The sequence below is a fragment of the Nocardia altamirensis NBRC 108246 genome (assembly GCF_001612685.1).
In the GTDB taxonomy this organism is placed as follows: Bacteria; Actinomycetota; Actinomycetes; order Mycobacteriales; family Mycobacteriaceae; genus Nocardia; species Nocardia altamirensis.
Genome location: NZ_BDAY01000089.1, coordinates 1 through 21953, shown reverse-complemented (window position 1 = coordinate 21953; position 21953 = coordinate 1). Strand labels below are relative to the sequence as shown.

General features: G+C 66.9%; 20 protein-coding genes and 1 tRNA gene. 7 read left to right on the top strand and 14 right to left on the bottom strand.

The genetic code is table 11. The features are described from left to right. Positions 1-152: 152 nt before the first annotated feature. The gene (locus tag NA11_RS35915; protein WP_141718037.1) at positions 153-737 is read right to left on the bottom strand and encodes a hypothetical protein; all 585 of its coding nucleotides are present in this window, start codon (positions 735-737) and stop codon (positions 153-155) included. A 155-nt stretch (positions 738-892) separates the two neighbouring features. On the opposite strand from NA11_RS35915, the gene NA11_RS35910 reads away from it, so the two are divergent. From NA11_RS35910 to NA11_RS35895, 4 genes are all read left to right on the top strand, one after another. Then, positions 893-1360, top strand: coding sequence for a helix-turn-helix transcriptional regulator (locus NA11_RS35910; protein WP_141718036.1), 468 nt, complete (start codon positions 893-895; stop codon positions 1358-1360). An 87-nt stretch (positions 1361-1447) separates the two neighbouring features. Beyond that, positions 1448-1627, top strand: coding sequence for a hypothetical protein (locus NA11_RS35905; protein ID WP_069166529.1), 180 nt, complete (start codon positions 1448-1450; stop codon positions 1625-1627). A 13-nt stretch (positions 1628-1640) separates the two neighbouring features. After that, entirely contained in the window at positions 1641-2162 is a 522-nt protein-coding gene (locus tag NA11_RS35900) for a hypothetical protein (RefSeq protein WP_069166528.1), read from the top strand. A 39-nt stretch (positions 2163-2201) separates the two neighbouring features. Beyond that, complete coding sequence (locus tag NA11_RS35895) at positions 2202-3605, top strand: tyrosine-type recombinase/integrase (protein WP_167837801.1); 1404 nt, start codon at positions 2202-2204, stop codon at positions 3603-3605. 459 nt (positions 3606-4064) lie between these two features. Here NA11_RS35895 and NA11_RS35890 read toward each other — a convergent pair. Together NA11_RS35890 and NA11_RS35885 are read right to left on the bottom strand one after the other, a co-directional pair. Then, positions 4065-4140 (bottom strand) — tRNA-Thr (locus tag NA11_RS35890). Positions 4141-4329: 189 nt separating this feature from the next. Further along, positions 4330-5535: a DNA polymerase III subunit delta' gene (locus tag NA11_RS35885; protein ID WP_069166563.1), complete on the bottom strand. Its 1206-nt coding sequence runs from the start codon at positions 5533-5535 to the stop codon at positions 4330-4332. Positions 5536-5736: 201 nt separating this feature from the next. Between NA11_RS35885 and NA11_RS35880 the strand changes: the two genes are divergently transcribed. Then, positions 5737-6282 (top strand): DJ-1/PfpI family protein, encoded by a 546-nt coding sequence (locus tag NA11_RS35880; protein ID WP_218023444.1) that lies wholly within the window; start codon positions 5737-5739, stop codon positions 6280-6282. Here the strand turns inward: NA11_RS35880 and NA11_RS35875 are convergent. From NA11_RS35875 to NA11_RS35865, 3 genes are all read right to left on the bottom strand, one after another. Further along, positions 6279-6782 carry a mycothiol transferase gene (locus NA11_RS35875; RefSeq protein ID WP_069166526.1) on the bottom strand — a complete coding sequence of 168 codons (504 nt, stop codon included), beginning with the start codon at positions 6780-6782 and terminating at the stop codon, positions 6279-6281. The two genes, NA11_RS35880 and NA11_RS35875, sit on opposite strands and share 4 nt — an antisense overlap. A gap of 67 nt (positions 6783-6849) precedes the next feature. Further along, positions 6850-9744, bottom strand: coding sequence for a type I DNA topoisomerase (gene topA / locus NA11_RS35870; RefSeq protein ID WP_069166561.1), 2895 nt, complete (start codon positions 9742-9744; stop codon positions 6850-6852). A gap of 323 nt (positions 9745-10067) precedes the next feature. Next, positions 10068-10274, bottom strand: coding sequence for a cold-shock protein (locus NA11_RS35865; protein ID WP_011206895.1), 207 nt, complete (start codon positions 10272-10274; stop codon positions 10068-10070). Between the two features lie 436 nt (positions 10275-10710). Here NA11_RS35865 and NA11_RS35860 point away from each other — a divergent pair, with 436 nt between their 5' ends. Further along, positions 10711-13077: a DEAD/DEAH box helicase gene (locus tag NA11_RS35860; RefSeq protein ID WP_084655349.1), complete on the top strand. Its 2367-nt coding sequence runs from the start codon at positions 10711-10713 to the stop codon at positions 13075-13077. A gap of 314 nt (positions 13078-13391) precedes the next feature. Here the strand turns inward: NA11_RS35860 and NA11_RS47375 are convergent, their stop codons facing one another. From NA11_RS47375 to ssd, 7 genes are all read right to left on the bottom strand, one after another. Next, entirely contained in the window at positions 13392-13784 is a 393-nt protein-coding gene (locus NA11_RS47375) for an Rv3654c family TadE-like protein (RefSeq protein WP_069166559.1), read from the bottom strand. Between the two features lie 254 nt (positions 13785-14038). Beyond that, positions 14039-14353, bottom strand: coding sequence for a TadE family type IV pilus minor pilin (locus tag NA11_RS35850; RefSeq protein ID WP_069166525.1), 315 nt, complete (start codon positions 14351-14353; stop codon positions 14039-14041). A 62-nt stretch (positions 14354-14415) separates the two neighbouring features. After that, a complete protein-coding gene (locus tag NA11_RS35845) occupies positions 14416-14583 on the bottom strand; it encodes a DUF4244 domain-containing protein (protein ID WP_141718041.1) in 168 nt (55 codons plus the stop codon). A 137-nt stretch (positions 14584-14720) separates the two neighbouring features. After that, complete coding sequence (locus NA11_RS35840; protein ID WP_069166523.1) at positions 14721-15344, bottom strand: type II secretion system F family protein; 624 nt, start codon at positions 15342-15344, stop codon at positions 14721-14723. A 438-nt stretch (positions 15345-15782) separates the two neighbouring features. Continuing rightward, complete coding sequence (locus NA11_RS35835) at positions 15783-16574, bottom strand: type II secretion system F family protein (RefSeq protein ID WP_069166558.1); 792 nt, start codon at positions 16572-16574, stop codon at positions 15783-15785. 487 nt (positions 16575-17061) lie between these two features. After that, complete coding sequence (locus tag NA11_RS35830) at positions 17062-18246, bottom strand: TadA family conjugal transfer-associated ATPase (RefSeq protein ID WP_069166522.1); 1185 nt, start codon at positions 18244-18246, stop codon at positions 17062-17064. After that, entirely contained in the window at positions 18243-19352 is a 1110-nt protein-coding gene (ssd, locus tag NA11_RS35825; protein ID WP_069166521.1) for a septum site-determining protein Ssd, read from the bottom strand. Before ssd ends, NA11_RS35830 begins: the two co-directional genes overlap by 4 nt. A gap of 676 nt (positions 19353-20028) precedes the next feature. On the opposite strand from ssd, the gene NA11_RS35820 reads away from it, so the two are divergent. Next, complete coding sequence (locus NA11_RS35820) at positions 20029-20835, top strand: HAD family hydrolase (protein WP_069166520.1); 807 nt, start codon at positions 20029-20031, stop codon at positions 20833-20835. A 507-nt stretch (positions 20836-21342) separates the two neighbouring features. Here the strand turns inward: NA11_RS35820 and NA11_RS35815 are convergent. Beyond that, on the bottom strand, positions 21343-21953 hold a 611-nt coding region (locus NA11_RS35815; protein ID WP_069166519.1), incomplete at its 5' end, for a Fic family protein.

The following is a 21953-nucleotide window of genomic DNA, read 5'->3' as shown; positions in this document are numbered from 1 at the left end:
ATAAGGCCATTCGTTCGCCTGGTCACCTGGTACAGCAACGATCGCGAGCACATAATCGAGCACGCCGTTACCCAGCATCGGTATCACCGCCCAGCAGACGCCGTGAGCGCCTGGCACCGTCGTTCGCGCGTGATTCGTTGTCGGCGCGCATGTCAGGCCACACCGAGCGCACGAGCGATGACGATCACGTCCGAGCCGTCGTAGACCTTGCCGGAGAAGCGATACGGCTTGCCGGGCCGAATCACTGTGCCTCGCTTGGTCTTCACACACGATGAGATGCCCGGTTCTCCACTCGACGTAGACGTCTGTGTGCGTGGGGCATGATCAGGCTCCACACCCAGCCATGACGCGAGGCCCGGTGTGGGGTAACGCGAATGCATGCCCAACTGAACAGGCGTGATGTCCGACGTCTCAAGGAGCGGCTTAACGAGGCCGTACGTCAGGCTGAACATCCGGGCCAGTTCGGCGGCGCTGTACATCGGCTTCGTCCTAAGCCGTCGCTCAAGCTCGGTCGTGTCGTACCCCAGCCCTCGCAGTACCTCGAACGTCGAGAACCGCGTGGTGTGGTTGATCCGATAGATTTTGAAGCCAATCCCTTCTTTCCTGAGCAAGATGTGAATCCGCTGCTTCGTCAGACCCAACAGCTTGGTCATCATCGGGACGCCCAGCAGCAACGGCTGCTCGTTGACTTCCTCTTGTGTGAGCTGTTTCAGCCCTTCCCTGGGGTACGTGATCATCTTCAAAAACACCTTTCTACCTGCTGTTTTGATGTCGTGTCGCCATCAACAATGCACACGGCGCGATCGAAAGTCAATATGTAGCGTTTGTGTCCGGTTACACGAACGGTGTACAGTTCCCCCTAAGACGCGACGGAAGCCACAAGGAGGACGGATTGAAGATCGAACGCATAGTGGGTGAGCGAATCCGCATCGCCCGTGAAGCCATGGGCTACTCACAGCCCGAGTTGGGGCGACGTGTCGGCGAAGCGCTCGACAAGGCATACCCACGACAAGCCATATCCGCAGCAGAGCGGGGCGAACGTGCCTTCACCGCAAGCGAGCTGTTCGTATTTGCTCAGATCCTGCGCGTGCCAGTCGGCTCGTTCTTCACTCCACCGAGTGGTGTGGACGAGATCGAAATCTCTTCCGGCACAAAGTATCCAGCGAGCGGCCTAGACGACTTGCACATCCCCGGTAACCCAGCAAAGGAGGTCGCGTACGACATCGGGCGTGTGGTTGATGAACTGACAGAAGCTAATTCGCGCCGGGCTGATGAGATCGCCCGAGAACGCCGCACGCTGACCACCCTCCACAGCCAGCTCATCGAGCTACAGAACGCGCTCCCAGAGGGCGGTGAGTGACGCCGACCAAGCAACCACACGCACTGCATCCCGACAGGCGCCCTACGCGCCTCCTAGACACCTGAAATCGACTGAAGGACAACGACAATGCCGACATACCGCAAATCCAAGACCGATCGCAAGAAGTGGATCGTCAGCAACCCCGGCCAGCCCGACTACTGGGCGATGTACTGCACCGCCTGCGCTCAGCTCTTCGACACGGCGCTACTGCACAACGAGGTGTGCAGGCCGTGCGAACTCAAGCAGTCCCGATCCCAAGCCGCCTGAGAGGAGAACGGCAATGACACTCGACGCATATCTCGATGGAAGCTTTCTCGACATACCCAGTCGTCCAGGCGAAGGGGGTTTCAGCCACTGCGACGACGAGGGGTGCTGCGACGTGGGCCACCCGGACCGAATCATTTGTGACCCAAATGGCCATCAGGTCATCGAGATTGGCGACTTCTGCAGGAACTGCGCAGGGGATCGCCTGACGCACTTCCAACACGGATCGACCCTTGAGACCTACGTTGTCGAATGGCTCAGTCTCGCCGAGGGAAAGCGGATCGTCTGGAAAGACGAAGACCGCGGATACACGCCGACGCGGTGGTCCTGCCAGATCGTTGACTTCGGACCCACATGTGGGCTCAGTCTCGACCTCCGCTCGCTCCCCGACTACGCCTACGCAGTCATCCCGAACGATGTCGAGAGCTGTTTTCGCTTGCCCGCCGACCTCACCTGGACGTACTTCGAGGACTGGTTGCGGAACACTCACGGAATCCCCCTCGTCAGCCTCCGACCGGGTTACCAATCCGCCGCCTGACTCCACACCCACCTACCCCCGATGGGCCCTGCGCGATGCGTGGGGCTCGTCGCATTTCTCCAGAAAGAAGGCAAGACAATGGCAGGAACCGGATACGTCCACCGTCGGTGTGGCTGCACGGAAGTGGGCCCGGACGGTAAGCGGCGTCAGCTGGGGCAGAAGTGCCCGAAGCTCAAGCGTCCCAACGGCAATTGGGCGAATCATGGCACCTGGGCGTTCTCGCTCGGCGTCACCGTGGCTGGCAAGCGGAAGAACGTCACGCGCTCGGGATTCTCGACCAAGGACGAAGCACAGGCCGCCCTTGATGAACTGCGCGCCAAGGCGAATCGGGGCGTGGTCGTCACCGAGCGTCAGACCGTCGCCGAGTACATGGAGACCTGGCTCAAGGGCAAGGCGCACGAACTGAAGGGCAACACCCACGACCACTACACCCGGTACTCCGTGCGATGGGGGCTGTACATCGGTCGCGTGAAGCTGGACGACCTTCGCGTCCATCACCTCACCGCGGCTTTCGAGCACATCGAGGAACGCAACGAAGAGATCCGGCGCGGCAAGATCAAAGCTCGCGTCACCGGACCGTCTGCCATGCAGCGAATGCGCGCGATGCTCCGTAGCTGCCTCAGCGATGCCCTGCGTGAGGGTCTGGTCACGGTGAACGTCGCCAAGCTCGTCAAGCTCCCATCGGGCAAGCCACCCAAGGCGCTCGTCTGGACCAAGGCACGCGAAAAGGCTTGGCGCGATGCCATTGCCAAGCTCATCGAGGAAGGCCGCACCCCGAGGCAGGCACGACGTGAAGCGCCCACACCCTCCACGGTCATGGTCTGGCGTGCCGATCACCTGGGCGCATTCCTCGATGCTGTCGAAGGTGACCGCCTCTACGCCCTCTGGCACATCCTGGGTACCCGTGGCTTGCGGCGTGGCGAATCGCTCGGCTTGGACTGGCCGGATATCGACTGGGACAACAAGGCCGTGACGATCGAAAGTCAGTTGGTGCACAGCCCATCCGGCGTCATCGAGGACACGCCCAAGTCCGACGCTGGCGACCGCACCGTCGCCCTCGGCACAGAGAACGTCTCACTCCTGAAGACCTACCGCGCCGCGCAGAAACGCGAACAGCTGAAATGGGGCGAGGCGTACACCAAGTCCGACCGCATCTTCACCCGCGAGGATGGGCGCGACCTGGACCCGAACCAGTTCACCAAGCTGTTCAAGCGCCTTGCCGCAGCCGCCGACCTGCCACCGATCCGGCTGCACGATGTTCGCCACACCGCCGGTTCGCTCATGATCGCGTCGGGCTCTGATCCGAAGACCGTTCAAGAGACGTTGGGGCACGCCGACATGAAGCTGACGATGGAGGTCTACGTGTCCATGTTCGAGGACGTAGCCCAAACGAGCGCCGACAACGTGACCGCGTTCATCCCGAGGACGCGCAAGAGCGTCTAGGTTCGTCCGTACGCGCCCGCACGTTCGTACCGACACACACTGTCGCGAGAGTTATCCCCAGACGTTCACAGACGCGCTCAGCGCAGCATCTCCGCCGGTCAAACCCACATTCATATCATGCGAACATGCGAACCTCACTACGTAAGGCATGGTGGACCGCCGCGAACCCGATGCTGACATTCCGAGATCGAGCCAAGATCGAGAGCCCGTCCAAGCTCATCGCCGACGCGATACTGGCGGGTGTGGATTTCAACAGCCTTCCCACACCCACCAAGCGGGACAGGCAATCGCTCCGAGCAATGAAGGCCGCCGTCGCTGTAACCCATCAGATGCAGACATTGGGCAGTCCTCGAACGCCTGTTCAGTGACGCCGACACGCATACTGCACGCACATCGAATCTTCGTTCGACCAGCAAAAAGGTCCCTGACACACGATGCGCATGTCAGAGACCCTTTTAATGGAGCCGCCTGGGGGAATCGAACCCCCGACCTTTTCATTACGAGTGAAGCGCTCTACCGACTGAGCTAAGGCGGCGTGCCTTTCGGCCTGGCGAGTCTATCGCCTCGGGGGGTGGATTGTGAAAACGGGTGGTCATCGCGGTCCGGAAGGTCGGCAGGCTCGTGGTCGGCGGGTTGGCCATCGAAGAAGTTCAGCCGCAGGTCGCGCCCGTCCGGTCGCACGAGGACAGCGCGCGAGTCGGTCTACTACGTAGACCCGGCGGGGTTACGTGGTTTGGGCGGACATCAGGGCGGCGGCCAGGGCAGCCAAGGCGAAGCGGGGTTTGACGTTGAGGTCGAGGGCTTCGCGGCAGTCGAGGACGGCGTCGATGGAGCGGAGCAGGTTTTCGGGGCTGACGCGGCGGGCCAGGTCGTGGATCTGGTCGGACATGTCGGGGTGGGTGAGGGCGACGCCTGAGCCGTTGCGGGCGGCGCCGAAACGGACAGCGAGGGCGTCGCGGTAGACGCCTGCGACGTCGATCAGGGCGCGATCGAGCGCGTCGCGGCCGGTGCGGGTGGCTCGCGACTTCTGCCGTCGCTCCAAGTCTTTGAGTACGCCCGCGGAACCGCGGGTGGCGCTTGCCGCGCCCTTGCCGGTGCCACCGGCACCCATGGCGGTGGCCAGTTCCTCGCGCTCGCGGTCGTCGCGGGTTGCGCTCATCTGCTTGGCTTCGTCGTCGGCGGCCTTCACCAGTACGTCGGCTGCGGCGTAGGCGGCGCCGGGCTTCGACGCGGCGGCGACCAGTGCCAATGCGCGTTGGCGGCGGGCGCGTGCCTCTTCGTCGGTGGCCAGGCGACGGGCGCGGCCGACGTGGCCGCCACTGATCGAAGCGGCCCAGTTCGCGGTCTTCTCGTCGAGTTTGTCGCGGTCGCGGAGCACCTGCGCGATGGCAGGGACCGACGGGGTCACCAGGTGCACATGCCGGCAGCGGGAGCGCAGCGTCACCGAGATGTCTTCCGGATCGACCGAGGGCGCACAGAGCAGGAACACGGTCCGGTCCGGCGGCTCCTCGACCACCTTCAGCAGTACGTTGCCCGCGGCTTCGGTCAGCCGGTCGGCGTCCTCGATGACCACCACCTGCCAGCGGCCGGTGCTCGGCCTGCGGGACGCGATCTGCACGATCTCGCGCATCTCCTTGGTGCTGATGCTCAGCCCCTCGGGGATCACCCGACGCACATCACCGTGCGTGCCCGCCATGGTGGTGGTGCAGGCATGGCAGCGGCCGCAGCCGGGCGAGCCAGGGTCGGTGCACTGCAGTGCGGCCGCAAAGCACAGTGCCGCAATGGATCTCCCTGATCCGGGCGGCCCCGTGAACAGCCACGAGTGCGTCATCGCCCCCTGAACCACATCGGCACGCGCCGCGATGGCGGCAGCCGTCAGCTCGGACTCGACCGCATCCTGGCCGACCAACCGATCGAAGACACCTGCCACGCCGTACACCCTAGCCGCCCCCACCGACACCGATCGCCGGGTCGCCTGCGACCCCCGGACGACACCCACAGATCCGCACGACACCGACCCGTCCGCACTGGCCCGCACGACACCCACCGGTCTGGTCAGCGGCGCGACGCGCCCGCTGGTATTGACCGTCTTGGACGGTGGGCGGATCCTCGAGAAGGAGGTGGAATCACCGTGAAGATTCTGTTGATCACCGGCGACGCGGCGGAAGACCTCGAGGTCATGTACCCGTATCAGCGCCTACTCGAAGAGGGCCACGAGGTGGACATCGCGGCCCCCGCCGTCAAGAAGCTGCAGTTCGTGGTGCACGACTTCGTCGACGGCTTCGATACGTACACCGAAAAGCCAGGCCACACTTGGCCCGCCGACATCGCGTTCGAAGATGTCGACCCGGCCGCCTATGACGCGCTGGTGGTGCCGGGCGGCCGCGCACCGGAATACCTGCGCAACAACCCGGACTGCCGACAGCTGGCCCGCCACTTCGCGGAGGCGGGCAAGCCCATCGCCGCGCTCTGCCACGGGCCGCTGATCCTCGCTGCCGCAGGCGTTTTGGTCGGCCGCGCGTGCAGCGCCTATCCGGCGCTGGCCCCTGACATCGAGGCGGCAGGCGCGAAGTTCGTCGACAGCGAGGCGTACGTCGACGAGAACATCGTCACCGGCCGCGCCTGGCCGGATCATCCGGCGTGGATGCGCGAATTCCTCAGGCTGCTGAGGAGTTAGGAGATCTGCGCCAAGGTGGTGTTCGCCCCGTCGAGCTCCTCGCGGATGATGTCGGCGTGCCCGGAGTGGTGCGAGATCTCCCGCAGAATGTGCAGCAGTGTGTAGCGCACCGTCCACCATTCCCGCTCCGGCGACCACGGCGCGAGCGGCGTCGGCACCGAGGTGTCCAGGCTGTCCACCGTGCGAATCAGCTCGGTGGTCGCCGCCGCCACCTTGTCCCACTCGGCAAGCAGCCCTGCGACGGTCTCACCGTCGGCCATCCGGTACTCGCCCTCGAACTGCGAGAGCTCCACCACCGCGTTCTCGTCGCGCTCGATGAGCACCGTGACCCAGTGCCCTTCGCAGCTGATCAAGTGATGCAGTAGCCCGCCGAGGGTCAGCTCGCTGGCGGTCGTGCGCTGCCGCGCCTGCTGATCGTCGATGCCGCGCACCGTGATCTGGAACAGTGCTCGCTGAGCGGCGAGCATGCTGATCAGGTCTTCGCGTTCCTGGTCGGCCATGGACAATCCTTTCGCGGGTCGTGCACTTCGGACCGTAAACTAGCGGCCCGAGGCGCGACCCGCGAACTCAGGATTTCCCGACGCCGGTCTTCTTGGTCGCCGTCTTCTTCGCGGCGGTCTTCTTGGCGACCGTTTTGGTGGTCGTCTTGGCGGCGGTCTTCTTCGCCGCGGTCTTCTTCGCGGGCGCCTTCTTGGCCGCCGCCTTCTTGGCCGTCTTCTTCACCGGTCCGCGCGCCCGCCGATCCGCGAGCAGCTCCATCGCCCGCTCCGGGGTGATCGACTCGATCTCGTCGCCCTTGCGCAGCGTGGCATTGGTCTCGCCGTCGGTGACGTACGGACCGAACCGGCCGTCCTTGATCACCATCGGCTTGCCGGAGGCCGAGTCGTCGCCGAGCTCGCGCAACGGCGCCGCGGCCGAAGCCTGCCGCCCGCGCCGCTTCGGCTCGGCGTAGATCTTCAGCGCCTCCTCGAGCGTCACATCGAAGATCTGGTCCTCGCTGGTGAGCGACCGAGAATCGGTGCCCTTCTTCAGGTAGGGACCGTAACGCCCGTTCTGCGCGGTGATCTCCTCACCGGAGGCAGGATCGGCGCCGACCACCCGCGGCAGCGAAAGCAGCTTGAGCGCGTCGTCGAGCGTGATCGTCGCCAAATCCATTGATTTGAACAATGATCCGGTGCGCGGCTTGGGCGCGGCTGCCTTCTTCGCGGTCTTCTTGGCAGGCGCCGCCGTTTCCTCGGCGGGCGGTTCGGGCAGCACCTCGGTGACGTACGGGCCGAAACGTCCTTCCTTGGCGACGATTTCGTGCCCGCTGCCTGGATCCGTACCGAGGACCCTGCCCTCCTGCGGCGTCGAGAACAGCTTCTCGGCGACCTCGGGGGTCAGCTCGTCCGGCGAAAGATCGTCGGGCAGGTTGGCCCGCTGCGAGATCGAATCCCCTTCTGGGTCATCGGGATTGATGACCATGCGCTCCAGGTACGGCCCGTACCTGCCGACGCGGACGACGACGTCGCGCCCCTCCTCGTCGGTGAAGAGCTTGATGGAGTTGATCTCGCGCGCATCGATGTCGTCGAGCCGCTCACCGACCATCTTCTTCAGACCACCGGAGCGCGCGACCGAACCTTCGACGCCGTGGTCGCCGCCGAAGTAGAAGCTGGACAACCAGTTTCCGCGCTGCTCGCGTCCACCCGCGATGGCGTCGAGGTCGTCCTCCATGCCCGCGGTGAAGTCGAAGTCGACCAGACGGCCGAAATGCTCTTCCAGCAAACCGATCACGGCGAACGCGACCCAGGACGGCACCAACGCGCTGCCACGCTTGTATACATAGCCACGGTCGAGAATCGTCTTGATGATCGACGCGTACGTCGACGGTCGGCCGATGCCGAGATCTTCGAGCGTCTTGATGAGCGAGGCTTCGGTGTATCTGGCAGGCGGATTCGTGCTGTGCCCATCGGGGTTCAGCTCGACCGCAGTGACGCCCTGGCCCTCGTCGAGCGCGGGCAGCCGGGATTCGGCGTCGTCGGACTGGCCGCCCGCCTCCTCGTCGACGCTCTCCACGTAGGCCTTCAGGAAGCCTGCGAAGGTGATGGTGCGACCCGAGGCCGAGAAGACGCATTCCTCGCCGCTGCTCGCGGTGCCGGTGATGCGCAGGGTCAGCGTGGTGCCCCTGGCGTCGGCCATCTGCGAAGCGACCGTGCGCTGCCAGATCATCTCGTAGAGCCGGAACTCGTCGTTGTCCAGCCGCGCGTGCAGCTGGCCCGGAGTCGCGAAGGTGTCACCCGCCGGGCGGATCGCCTCGTGTGCCTCCTGCGCGTTCTTCACCTTGCGGGTGTACTGCCGCGGCGACGGGTGCACGTATTCGGCGCCGTACAGCTGGGTCGCCTGCGACCGAGCCGCGGCGATCGCCGACTCCGACAGCGTGGTCGAGTCGGTACGCATGTAGGTGATGTAGCCGTTTTCGTACAGCCGCTGCGCGACCCGCATGGTGCGCTCGGAGTTGAAGCGCAGCTTGCGCCCCGCCTCCTGCTGCAGCGTCGAGGTCATGAAGGGCGGGTACGGCTTGCGGGTGTACGGCTTGGCCTCCGCGGAGGAGACCACCAGATCGGCGCCGTCCAACGCCTGCGCCAACGCGCGGGCATAGCTCTCGTCGAGCACGACCACACCGGTGGCGGTCTTGAGCTGTCCGTCCGAGCCGAAGTCGCGACCGGTAGCGACCCGTGCGCCCGCGACGCTCACCAAGCGCGCCCCGAAGGTCCTCGGGTTGCTGGTGTCGCCGTCTTCGCCGGGGCCCGCGTCGAGCTTGGCGGCGATATCCCAGTACTCGGCGGAGCGGAACGCCATCCGCTCGCGCTCGCGCTGCACGATCACCCTGGTGGCGACCGACTGCACGCGGCCGGCCGAGAGCCGAGGCATGACCTTCTTCCACAGCACCGGACTGACTTCGTAGCCGTACAGCCGGTCCAGGATGCGACGGGTCTCCTGCGCGTCGACCAGGTCGTTGTCCAGTTCGCGCGTGTCGGCCGCGGCCGCCTGGATCGCGGGCTCGGTGATCTCGTGGAACACCATGCGCCGGACCGGGACCTTCGGCTTGAGCGTTTCGAGCAGGTGCCAGGCGATGGCCTCGCCCTCGCGGTCGGGGTCGGTGGCGAGGTAGAGCTCGTCGGCGTCCTTGAGCAGGCTCTTGAGCTCGGTGACTTTGGCCTTCTTATCGGGGCTCACCACATAGATGGGCTCGAAGTCGTGGTCGACGTCGACGCCGAGGCGCGCCCATGACTGGCCTTTGTACTTGGCCGGGACGTCCGCGGCACCGCGCGGTAGGTCCCGAATGTGCCCGACCGAGGCCTCGACCGTGTAGTTACGGCCGAGGTAAGGCGCTATTTTGCGGGCCTTGGTAGGGGACTCGACGATCACGAGACGACGCAGGGGACGGCCCTGGTCGGCTGCACCGCGGTCTCGTGTTGCCACCGGCGAATACACCTTTCCTGTCGACCCGCGCGGACGCTTTTCAGCGCTCAGCGCGGCTGGGGCAAGCGGCGACGACGGCTGGGCGTCGCCACCAGACACGTTTATACCTTGACGCTACGTGTGGCCGAGTGCTTGCGACTTGAACCACAGAGCGTACGCGCGTCATTGCGAATCAGTATGCCCTGTCTTTTCGCCGCGGCTGCGCCACGGCGTGTTCGACAGGGCGTTCCAGCATGACACGCTGGGTTGTGTCCTGCCCCAGATATAGCTCGTCCCCCACCTCCGGTTACCGGCGGTGAGGGACGAGTGGTGGATTGCGACGCTCAGCTGAGCGCGCGAACTCCAGTGGCCTGCGGGCCCTTGGTGCCCTGGCCGACCTCGAACTCGACCTTCTGGTTCTCTTCGAGGGTACGGAAGCCCGACCCCTGAATTTCGGAGTAGTGGACGAAGACGTCAGCGGAGCCGTCCTCGGGCGCGATGAAGCCGAACCCCTTCTCCGCGTTGAACCACTTCACAGTTCCCTGTGCCATTCTGTTCCTTCTCTTTTCTTACCGGAACGGCGGACAACTGGGTTCGTCCACCGGGTCCGTTCCGACCGCTGTACTGTTGGTTCCCCCTGCAGGAAAGCACCAAGCACACCGTTCGCAACATCGATCCTGCTGACGGTTTGGACTTTGGATCCGTCCCTCGAACACAGAAGCTTGCGACCAGGAACCAGTGAACCATGTCTTCGAGCAATTCAACAGTCGAGTTACCGACAATTTGCAAAAAAGTTGATCTTGCGAATGCGCAGGTGAGGGACCGAATGCCAGAATCCAGACTTGAGGTTCGTTTGCCTCTCGATAACCGAGTGGGCGTATGGCAAACAGCCTGTGACCCAGGTCGCTATTTGGTATCGAAATGGCAGGTGGGCGTTCCCAACCGCACACGTTTCACACTTTCTCAGCGTGTCGCGGCGCGCGCCGCATGAATCCGACGGACTCGACGGCCCAACCAGCGGTCGACAGCGGCCTCAGCTACGGGACATCGTTGCTGAATCGTGTCCTGGCCGGAGTGCCCGATCAGGACCCCCGACTGACCCACGTCGTCGAGCTGCCCGCCCGTGCTGCCGCGGTCACCACCTGGCCTGATTGGGCATCGCCGGAAGTGATCGCGGCATTACAGGACACCGGCGTCGACACGCCGTGGACCCATCAGACCAGGACCGCCGACCTCGCCTTCGGCGGTGCGCACGTGGTGGTCAGCACCGGTACAGCATCCGGCAAGTCGCTGGGATATCAACTGCCGGTATTGACAGCGTTGCGCGAAGACCCGAGGGCGACTGCCATTTATTTGGCACCGACCAAAGCGCTCGGCGCTGATCAGCTGCGTGCCGTCGGCGAGCTGACCCACGAGGGACCGCTGCGCGATATCTATCCGGCAACCTACGACGGGGACACCCCCGCCGAGATCAGGCAGTGGGTGCGCGCGAACGCACGCTGGGTCTTCACCAACCCCGACATGCTGCATCTCGGCATCCTTCGCTCGCATCAGCGCTGGGCAAGGGTGCTGCGCAGGCTGCGCTATGTCGTGGTCGACGAATGCCACGCCTACCGGGGCGTTTTCGGTTCACACGTCGCGCTGGTGCTGCGCAGGCTGCGGCGGATCGCGGCGCGGTACGGGGCCGATCCGGTCTTCGTCCTCTGCTCGGCGACCACCGCGGAGCCCGCGGCCGCCGCGTCACGGCTGATCGGGGCGCCCTGTGTCGCGGTCACCGAAGACGGGTCGCCGCAGGGCCCGCGCACCGTCGCGCTGTGGGAGCCACCCCTGCTCACCACGATGACCGGGGAAAACGGCGCACCGGTCCGACGCGCGGCGACCTCGGAAGCAGGCCGGATCATGGCGGATCTGGTGCTCGAAGGAGCCAGGACGCTGACCTTCGTGCGGTCGCGGCGTGGCGCCGAGCTCACCGCAATGGAGGCGCGGCGGCTGCTCTTCGAGGTCGATCCCGAACTCGCCGAACGCGTCGCCGCCTATCGGGCCGGGTATCTCGCCGAAGATCGGCGGGACCTGGAAGCCGCGCTCTCCGACGGCAGACTGCTCGGCGCGGCCACCACCAACGCGCTCGAGCTCGGGGTCGACATCGCCGGGCTCGACGCGGTGGTGCTTTCCGGATTTCCCGGCACCGTCGCCTCGTTCTGGCAGCAGGCCGGGCGCGCGGGCCGGCGGGCGCAAGGGTCGCTGGTAGTGCTGGTGGCCAGGGACGATCCGCTCGATACCTACCTGGTGCATCATCCGGCGGCGCTGCTGGACAAGCCGGTCGAGGCCACCATCACCGATCCGCGCAACCCGTATGTGCTCGGCCCACAGTTACTGTGCGCCGCGCTGGAACTGCCGCTCACCGATGCCGAGGTGGCCGAGTTCGGGGCGGGTGAGCTACTCGCCGACCTGGCCGAGAAGGGGCTGATCCGGCGCAGGACCGGGGCCGGAGAGCACGGGCGCTGGCACGTCACCGCCGAAACACAGCCGCATGATGCCGTCGACGTCCGCGGCGGCATCGGGTCGCCGGTGGCCATCGTCGACGGGGAGACCGGCAGGCTGCTCGGCACCGCCGATGCGGGCCGGGCGCCGGCGACTCTGCATCAGGGTGCCGTTCACCTGCATCAAGGCGAGACGTACGTGGTCGACGAGCTCGATCTCGACGGTGGGGTGGCGTTCGTGCACGCCGACGAGCCCGGGTGGACCACGAGCGCACGGTCGGTCACCTCGATCGCCATCGATGAGATGACCGATCAGCGCCGCCACGGCCAGGTGACGACCGGATTGGCGCAGGTACGGGTGACCAGCCAGGTGATCGGGTATCTGCGGACACTCGCCAACGGCGAGGTGCTCGACCTGGTCGAACTCGATCTGCCCGAGCACACGCTGCCAACCAGGGCAGTTCTCTACACGGTGAGCCAGGAGTTGTTGGCGCAGGCGGGGATCGACACCGCGGACGTACCTGGTGCGCTGCACGCCGCCGAACATGCGGCGATCGGGCTGTTGCCGCTGGTGGCGACCTGCGATCGGTGGGACATCGGCGGCGTCTCCACCGCCGAACACCCGGACACAGGGCTGCCGACGGTCTTCGTCCACGACGGTCAGCCCGGCGGTGCCGGTTTTGCCGAACGCGGGTTCGCCCAACTGCACCGATGGCTCTCCGCGACGCTCGCCGTCATCGAGTCCTGCGCCTGTGCCGCCGGGTGTCCGTCCTGCGTCCAGTCCCCGAAGTGCGGAAACGGGAACCACCCGCTCGACAAGGCAGGTGCGGCCAGGCTGCTGACCGCGGTGCTGGCCGAGTTGTCCGTTAGGTGAAGGTCCCGAGCTCGGTTCGTGATCGAGCCGAGCTCGGCTCGTGATCGAATATCCATCTGACCTGCATGATCGCGGTGTCACCCCGGTAGCGTCAGCTTCGTGCAGCTGCACAAGGCAGGACGCCGAATAAAAAGGAATGTATTCAGGTTAACTGCGCTATTGCCACGGCGACGTCTGCGGACATGCGCATTCATTTTTCTTTATCCGCGCCGAGGCGGACAATTGCGTGTCCGAAATTCTTTCGGCCTGCGGAATTACCGATTTCCGCTACTCGCAACAACCATCCAGCTGGAAGTTCTGGACGGTCGTCTCGTTCACTGATCAACCGGTCCTGCTCGCGCAACCGCACTCACCATCCGCATGCCGAACAGACCCATTGGTACATTCCTTTCCACAATCACAGTGGCGTCCCACTCAGCCACTTCACACGTGCGAACCCGCGCGCCCATCCGCCGCGCCACCATGCTCGCCGCCGCGCATCCCGCATCGACCCCGGCCACCAACTCCCCCGCCGCCGCGAGCGCCGCAAGATCCGCCGCCGCCTGCGCCCGGTGCCGCGCAACCACTCCCACCCCAACCTGCCCGACCAGCAACGTCACCCCGATCAGTCCCACCAACACCAGACACGCAAACACCGTCGCCCCACCTTCGTCCGCGCCGCACCAACTCCGAGCACTCCGACTGCCGACCCCGGTCTCTTCACCAATCCCGCCACGCTCGCCAACCCCGGCCTCCTCACCAGTCCCGCCACGCTCGCCAACCCCGGCCTCCTCACCAATCCCGCCACGCTCGCCAACCCCGGCCTCCTCGCCGCCCCCGCCGCACTCGCCAACCCCACAGCACTCGCCAACCCCACAGCACTCGCCGACCCCGCCGACCCCGCCGCACTCGCCGACGGCGATGCACTCACCGAACCTGACGCGCGCTGTGCCGACCAGACGACCGTCCAGTGCCGAAACGCTCATGGTGTGGCCTCTGGCTCGCAGGCGGCGATTGCGCTGCCCTGGAGGGTCAGCAGGGGTAAGAGCGGTGTGCGGGTGGTCACTTGGGCGAGGACGTGGTTGCCCTCCGTTCGGAGCGAGATTTCGGCTCCGGGTGGTGCGAGGCGGCGCGCGGTCTCGAGGGCGTTGGCGACGTCGCCTCTGGCGGACAGGCGGGCCGCTTCGCGGGCGGCGTCGACGCAGCGCACCTGCGCCGACGCCGCCAGCAATGCCCCGAGACACAGGACCACCGCAACGACGATGGTGGCGAGTGCGATCGCCGCCTCGATCGTCACCGAGCCCTGATCATCGCTGAGAACTGTTGCACCACAGCGGTTTACTTCGTCGGGACGACCTCCTACACGGCGGTGTTGAGGGCTCGATCGATGATCTTCGTCAGCGCGTTCACGATGCTGTCGCCGGTCACCACCCCGTAGAGCACCGCACCGAACGCCGCGGCGGCGATGGTTCCGATCGCATACTCCGCTGTGCTCATCCCGTCGTCCGCGACCACCACCCGCCACATTCGTGCGCGCAGCCGCAGGTGAGCGGTCGCCAGTCCGCCTACTACCCGACTCGTCAACGGTTCGATCGACATTCGATTCCCCTCTCACTCCCGCCTCCGCGGCCGATCCGCGCAGACACGTTCCACCGCAGCCCGGCTCACAGCAGACCATCGCCGAGCACGCGGCCCGCCAAGCCGATTACCACCGGCACGATGCCGAGACAGACAAAGGCGGGCAGGAAGCACAGGCCGAGCGGACCGCCGATCAGGACACCGGCCCGTTCGGCTCGGGCAGCGGCCGCATCCTCGACCGCGGCTCGGCGCTGCTCGGCCAGCTCGCCGACGGCTATCGCCAGCGAGGCACCCGATCGCGCCGACCGGCGCGCCATCCGCGCCAGCGACTCGATGTCCTCCGCACCCGACTGGCCGACACTGCCTTCTGCCGCGCGCTCCCAGGCGGTGGCCGCGTCCGCGCCGAGAGCGAGTAGATCCGCGGCGCGACGCAGGGCCGCCGCCAACAGCTCCGGCGCGCTCGGTGCGACCGCACGCGCCGCGCTCGCCATCGGCAGCCCCGCCCGCAAGCACGCCGCCAACAGGTCGAACACCGACGCTGACGCCAACGGATCCGCTTGTCGCCGCACCACGGTCGTGGCAACCAGCGCCGAAATCGGCTGCCAGAGCGCCCTCAGCCGCCGACTCACCGCGACCCGGCCAGGCAACAGAATCAACGCCGCCGCCAGCAGCAACACCGACATCGACGGGTACGCAACGACCACTCCCATCTCTGCTCCCTCCGCACTCCGAAACCCGCGAATACTCCTCGCCCAAAACACAATTCGTCCCGTCCAGCAACGACATCGGCCGCCCGCAGGCGCGGGGCGAATGACCGCACTCGCGTACACGGAACTCCGGGGTCTCCTTCACGCGAGAACCTTTCAAGCGGCATCGCTCCAGGGCAGACCAAGCGCAGCACCGACTAGCGGCAGGACCGATCGGTGCCGCACGATGACATCGGGCACCCGCAGGCATCGGGCGAATGGCGGTGCCGGCGGACACGGACGCTGGGAGTCGGTTCACGCGAGGACCTTTCAGGTGGTATCGCTGCCGTGCAGACCAGGCGCAGCACCGAGTGGCGACGGGACCGATCGGTGTCGCACATCGGGCGCCCGCAGGCGTCGGGCGAATGGCGGTGCCAGCGGGCACTGACGCTGGGAGTTGGTTCACGCGAGGACCTTTCGGGTGATGGCGTCGGTCCAGAGCAGGCCGGCGCAGGCCAGGGCGGCGCCGAGTGGCAGGAGGATCGCGCCGGCTGACGAGAGGAACAGGACGCGGAGTGGGGCGGCGCCCATCAGCTGGCCGAGGCCGATGCCGAGCAGCGGTAGCCCGGCCAGGACGGCGGCTGTCGCGCGCGGGCCTGCGAGGGCGGCGGTGGTGCGGCCGTGGAAACGCATGCGGCCTGCCAAGTCGGCGCGAGCGGCGGACAGCAGTTCGGCCAGTGCTAGTCCGTGCCGCTCGGCGACCTGCCATGCGTCGGCGATACGGGCGAGTTCGCCCGCGACAATCGAATCCGGTTGCCGCAGCCCGTCCGCCGCGGAGCCGCCCAACCTGCTGTGCCCGGCGCTCACCGCGAACGCCGTGGCGGAGGCGCCTCGCGCTTCGCCTGCCGCTACCTCCGCGGCCGCGCTCGGGTGTGCGCCGACCCGCAACTCGCCGATCACCGCCTCCAAAGCGTCGAGCAGACAGGCACATTCGATGGTCCTGCGGCGATCGAGGGCGGCGCGACGCACGCGGAATCCGATCGTCCCCGCCACCATCGCCGCCGCCAGAAATGGACCGACCCCGAGAACAAGCACCGCCAGCACCCCGGCCGACACACCGAGCCGGATCACCCTCTCGCGTCCCATCTTTCGAGACTCCGTCGGCGCGACGAACAGTCCGGCGAATCGACGTCGTGCTGACGAAACCGGCGCCACCAGCAGCGCAACCGCGAGACAAACCACCGCCGTGATCACCGGCCGGCCCCAATAGGCCTGCGCAGCTCGGCAGAAGGTCGCGGCAACGACGAGACCGACGCTGCGTGTCGGGCAGGCGCGAGGCCGATCGTGCTCGACCACCGGTACAACGAGGAGCCGGTGGCACGCGCCGCCGGACCAGGGCCGCAAGCCGACATCGTTATTGCCGAATAGCCCGATCGGCGTACAGGACTCGGCGTGCCGTGCAGACCTCGGCACAACGGCAATACCGGCCCACCCCGCGGTACTGAAGACCCGCACGACGGCGCTCCGCTCACCGCGCGATCCCTTCCCCGGAAGGACGACTCAGGTCTAGGACGGCAGTACCCGTACCGGACCCGCTCACCTCGCGATCCCGAAAGAACACACGCAGTTCCGCTCACCTCGCGATCCCTTCCCCGGACCGGCGACTCAGGTCTAGGACGGCAATGCCCGTGCTGGACCCGCTCACCTGGCGATCCAGGAAGCACACACGACGCAGTTCCGTTCATCGGGTGAGCCTTTCGTCGAGGAGGCGGGTCAGTTCGGGGGCGGCAGGGGCCGGGGTGGTGGCGTGCCAGGCCGGGACGATGTGGACGCGGCCGGATTCGGAGCGGTGTAGGAGGCCGATTTCTCGGAGGCCGCGGGAGCCGTCGGGTCGACGGTGTACGTGCAGGACGATGTGGATGGCGGCCGCCAGTTGGCTGTGCAGGGCGGCACGGTCCATGCCGCCGAGGGCAGCGAGGGCTTCCAGGCGGGCGGGGACTTCCTGGGGCGAGTTCGCGTGAACTGTGCCCGCACCACCGTCGTGGCCCGTGTTCAGGGCGGTGAGGAGGTCTACCACCTCTGCGCCTCTGACCTCGCCGACCACGATTCGGTCCGGACGCATGCGCAGCGCCTGGCGGACGAGATCACGAACGGTCACCTCGCCGACGCCTTCGATGTTGGCGGTGCGCGCGACGAGCCGCACCACGTGCGGATGGGGTGGGGCCAGTTCGGCGGCGTCCTCCACGCAGACGATGCGTTCGCTCGGGGCCACGGTGGCCAGCAGGCCGCTGAGGAGGGTGGTCTTGCCCGCACCGGTGCCGCCGACGACCAGGAACGCGAGTCGAGCCTGAATGATGCGTTCCAGCAAGCGCTTCGCGTCCGCCGGCACCGCACCCGCGGCCGCGAGTGCGTCGAGGCCCTGGGTTGCGGGGCGGAGGACGCGCAGCGAGAGGCAGGTGCCGCCGTGGGCGACCGGCGCGAGCACGGCGTGCAGTCGAACGCCGAACGAATCGCCCAGCGCCGCTCCGGTTCCGGACAGTTTGCCGTCGACCCACGGCTGCGCGTCGTCGAGTCGGCGGCCTGCGGAGAGGGCGAGCCGCTGTGCGAGCCTGCGCACCGCCGCCTCGTCGGGGAAGGTGATCGAGGTCCGCTCGAGGCCGTGTCCCCGATCTATCCACACCGCATCCGGCCCGGTCACCAGCACGTCGGCGACCTGGGGATCGTGCAGCAATGGCTCCAGCACTCCGGCACCGGTCATCTCGGTCTGCAGCAATCGCAACGCACGCAGCAGATCGGTGTCGCCGAGTACCCCGCCCGCTTCCACCCGAATGGCGGCGGCGACCTGAGCGGGGTCGGGATCCCCTGATCCGCCGGACAGTCGTTCCCGCACCCGGTCGAGCAGCTCCGATGTCACCAGTGCGCTCATCGTCGTTGTCCCGCTGGTGCACTGAGCACGCTGAGCACCGCGTCGGCGGCATCGCGCAACGGGCCGCGGCGCTGCACCGTGAGCCCGCCACGTTCGAGACGGGCCGCCAACCCGGCTTGCGCACGCACGGCGGCGAGCAGTGGCAGGTCGAGCACCTCGGCGACGTCGGGTCCACGCAGCCCACCAGGGGCAGGCCCACGGACTATCAAGCCCTGGTTGGGGTTTCGGCGTGCGATGTGCGCGGAGACCGCTTCGGCGGCCGCGACGGCCCGCAATCGCGCAGGAACGACAAGCACGACGAGGTCGGCGGAGTCGAGCATCTGGTCGGCGTGCGGCCCGCGTTCGCCGGAAATGTCGCAGATAACCAAATCGCCTGCGGCACGGCCTGCTTCGATCACCGCGCGGACCGCGGCAGGCCCGATCTCGCGTGGCAACCGGCCCGCACCGCAGCGCCCGCAGGCGAGGACGGCCACACCGGGCGCCGCTGTCGGCAGCGCGGAGTGCAGCGCCGCCGCGCTCACTCGTCCGTCCTCGACCACCAGGTCCGGCCAGCGCAGCCCTGCGGCTGTTTCGATGCCGAGTAGCAGGTCGAGGCCGCCGCCGAGGGGCGCACCATCGACGAGGACGGTGTCGCGACGGAACCCTTCGGCGGCGGAGCGCAGCGCAACGGCGGCGGCGAGCGTCGAGGCTCCTGCACCGCCACCCGCGCCGGCCACGGCGACGACGACACCGTCTCCCGCGCGCCGCTCGCCGTACTCAGCAAACATCTCGATAAGTCTTTCGGCGGCGCCGGGAAGCGCGATGACGCGTTCGGCGCCGACCGATGCGGCGGCCTGCCAATCGAGCAATCCCGGCTCGCCGTCCGTGACGACGACGACGCCGATGCGGCGCAGATATCCGGCATCAGCGGCCGCCAGCGCCGTGACTGTGTCGAGGATCACTAAGGGTGCGCCGGTCCACGCGTGCCTGCCGATGGGCAGCGAGCGCTCGTCGAGGCCGCGCTCGGCAGCGGCTGCGACACGGCGTATTTCGTCGCGCAGCCGGGTGTCGTGGATGAGCACGAGCGCCGGCGGCGGGCTGTTGTCCGGCGCCACTTCAAGATTCATGCGGCTGAGCGTTGCCGAATCCAGGCGACGGCAGAAGAGCCGTTGTAGCGATTGTGGATAACTCGCGCGTGTGGAGAACTTCTGAGCGCCGGGGTGGGACGGGAATCGTCCTGAGAATAGAGGACGGCCCCAGCCGGGGGGGGAGGAGGCTGGGGCCGTCGGGTTCAGCCCCGGGGGGTCGGGCTGAACGCGCCTGGACCATGTCCAGGTGTCAGCAATACTACACCCAAGCCCCGCCCACAACGCAAGTCTGTGGCGGGAGAACTTTGCAGCGATTACGAGCCTCGAGGGGCCGGGGCAAACTCCCCGCTCGCACCCGCGGTTCAGCCCCGCGACGGTGGTGGTCAACCGACCAGGACAGGCGGGGACAGCACACAGTCCGCGTCCGCCGCACACCGGGGTCGATCCCGACGAGACAGCCGAGGACGGGCAGACGCACACCGCGCGCTGACGTCGAGGTGACCACGGCACCCGCACGACCGCCGCGCGGGCACAACGAGCCGAGTCCACTCCGCGGAGGCACTGAACCGCCGCATCGAGCACAGGCGCGACAGCCGCTGTAGCACCGGACCGCGCGAAGGCAAGATAGCTGCAGGAGCACCGGATCGAGCCCAGTCGAGCTAGCCGCAGGAGCACCGGATCTAGCGAAGACGAGCTAGCCGCCTATCCTGGTCGAGTGGACTCACCCACCGCGGATGGACGCGTCGCCGCCTTCTTCGATCTCGACAAGACCGTGATCGCGAAATCGAGCACGTTCGTTTTCAGCAGGCAGTTCTACGCACAGGGCCTGTTGAACCGCCGCGATGTCCTCGAAAGCAGCTATGCCCACTTCCTGTTCATGCTGTCCGGCGCCGATCACGACCAAATGGAGCGGATGCGCGCACATCTGACGAGCATGTGCGCGGGCTGGGATGTCGAGCAGGTGAAAACCATTGTGGCCGAGACGCTTCACGAACTGGTCGACCCGTTGATCTACGCGGAGGCGGCCGATCTCATTGCCGACCACAAGATCCGGGGCCACGACGTGGTGATCGTGTCGGCCTCGGGCGAGGAGATCGTCGGTCCGATCGCCGAGGTGCTCGGCGCCTCGCACACCGCGGCGACCAGGATGGTGGTCGCGGACGGCAAGTACACCGGCGAGGTCGACTTCTACTGCTACGGCGAGGGCAAGGTCGCCGCGATCGAAAAGCTCGCCGCCAGTGAGGGTTACGACCTCGCGAAGTGTTACGCCTACTCCGATTCGGTCACCGATGTGCCGCTGCTGAGCGCGGTCGGACATCCGACGGCGGTCAATCCGGATCGCAACCTGCGCCGCGAAGCTCTCGCCAAGGGTTGGCCGATTCTTACGTTCTCCAACCCGGTTTCGCTGTGGGCACGCTTTCAAGCACCGTCGTCCACCACCCTTGCCGCGACTGCGGTGGTCGGCTTGAGTGCGCTGGTGGCCGGCGCGATCAGCTATCGATTGCTGCGCCGACGCCGCTGAGGTTTTGCCACCGGATGCCGCGGGGCGACTCGCGCTGCTCCAGCAGGAGCCGCGCGGTTGCCAAGAGATCTTCCAGCAAACATGTCCACGCTGCGGCGACCAGGCATTTAACCACGAAACGCCGATCGACACGCCGATTATCGAATGTTCCCGCCGCTCTTGATGTGAGGGCCGTCACAGAGTAGAAAGGTAACTACGGAAGGGTCGGAAGGCCAAGGCAGGACCGGAAGAGAAGGTTTCAGTCTCCCAGCCATCCTTCCCAGCACGGGCACCAGGCACCCACGCGGAGCGCGCCGCGACAAGGGCAGAAGCGTTGTGGGCCTGCGAGATTCGGGTTTCGTCGGCGAGGGCCTCGCACAGGTTGCGGGGATGAACCGCCGGAGTTCGGATTATCGCCGAGGCCGCAGAACACAACCCACCCAGCACGCTTGGTAACCGGGTTTCCCGTGCTACGCGGGCGGTGAGGTCGGCAACGACAACGCCGCCCGCTTTGACGTGTAGAGGGGCTCAGCCAGCCGCCGAGTCGGCGATCGAGGTGGCCTCGCGAGCCCCATCTTCCAGTGCGCCACAGCAGAGCAGCACCCAGCCACCGACCGAAGCGGCCTCGCCCGCCCCGAACGCGGTTGCCGCGTCGATGTAGGCCTGCCTGCGCCGCAGCCAGAAAACCTCGGGCACTCCAAGACAATGCGGGTCCAGCCCGCTGGACACCGTGACCAGCCGCGACGCCGCCCGCGCCACCACACCGTCGGCGGTGCCGAAGGGCCGCAGCGCGAGCAGTTCGCCGTGCACCACCGCGGCGATCACGGGCGCAGGCGCTTTCGAGCCGAGCACGGTCTGCACCAGCAGATCCAGCCGCTCCGCGACACCGGCCTCGCTGCGCGGCCGCCCCAGCGACTCCTCGTCAGCGACCAGATCGGCCGCAGCGAGCAGATGCAGCCTGGCCAGCGCCTGCAGCGGCGCACGCTGCCAGGTGCCGACCAGATTGCGCAGCGCGTCCCCGTCCAATGCCTGCCCGACCCGCAGCGATCCGGCCAGGATCGGATCAGCCACGCGCCCGTCGGCGGGCAGCTCGGTGCTGCCGCCGTCGATGGCGGCCGACGATCGCGCCGCGCGCACCG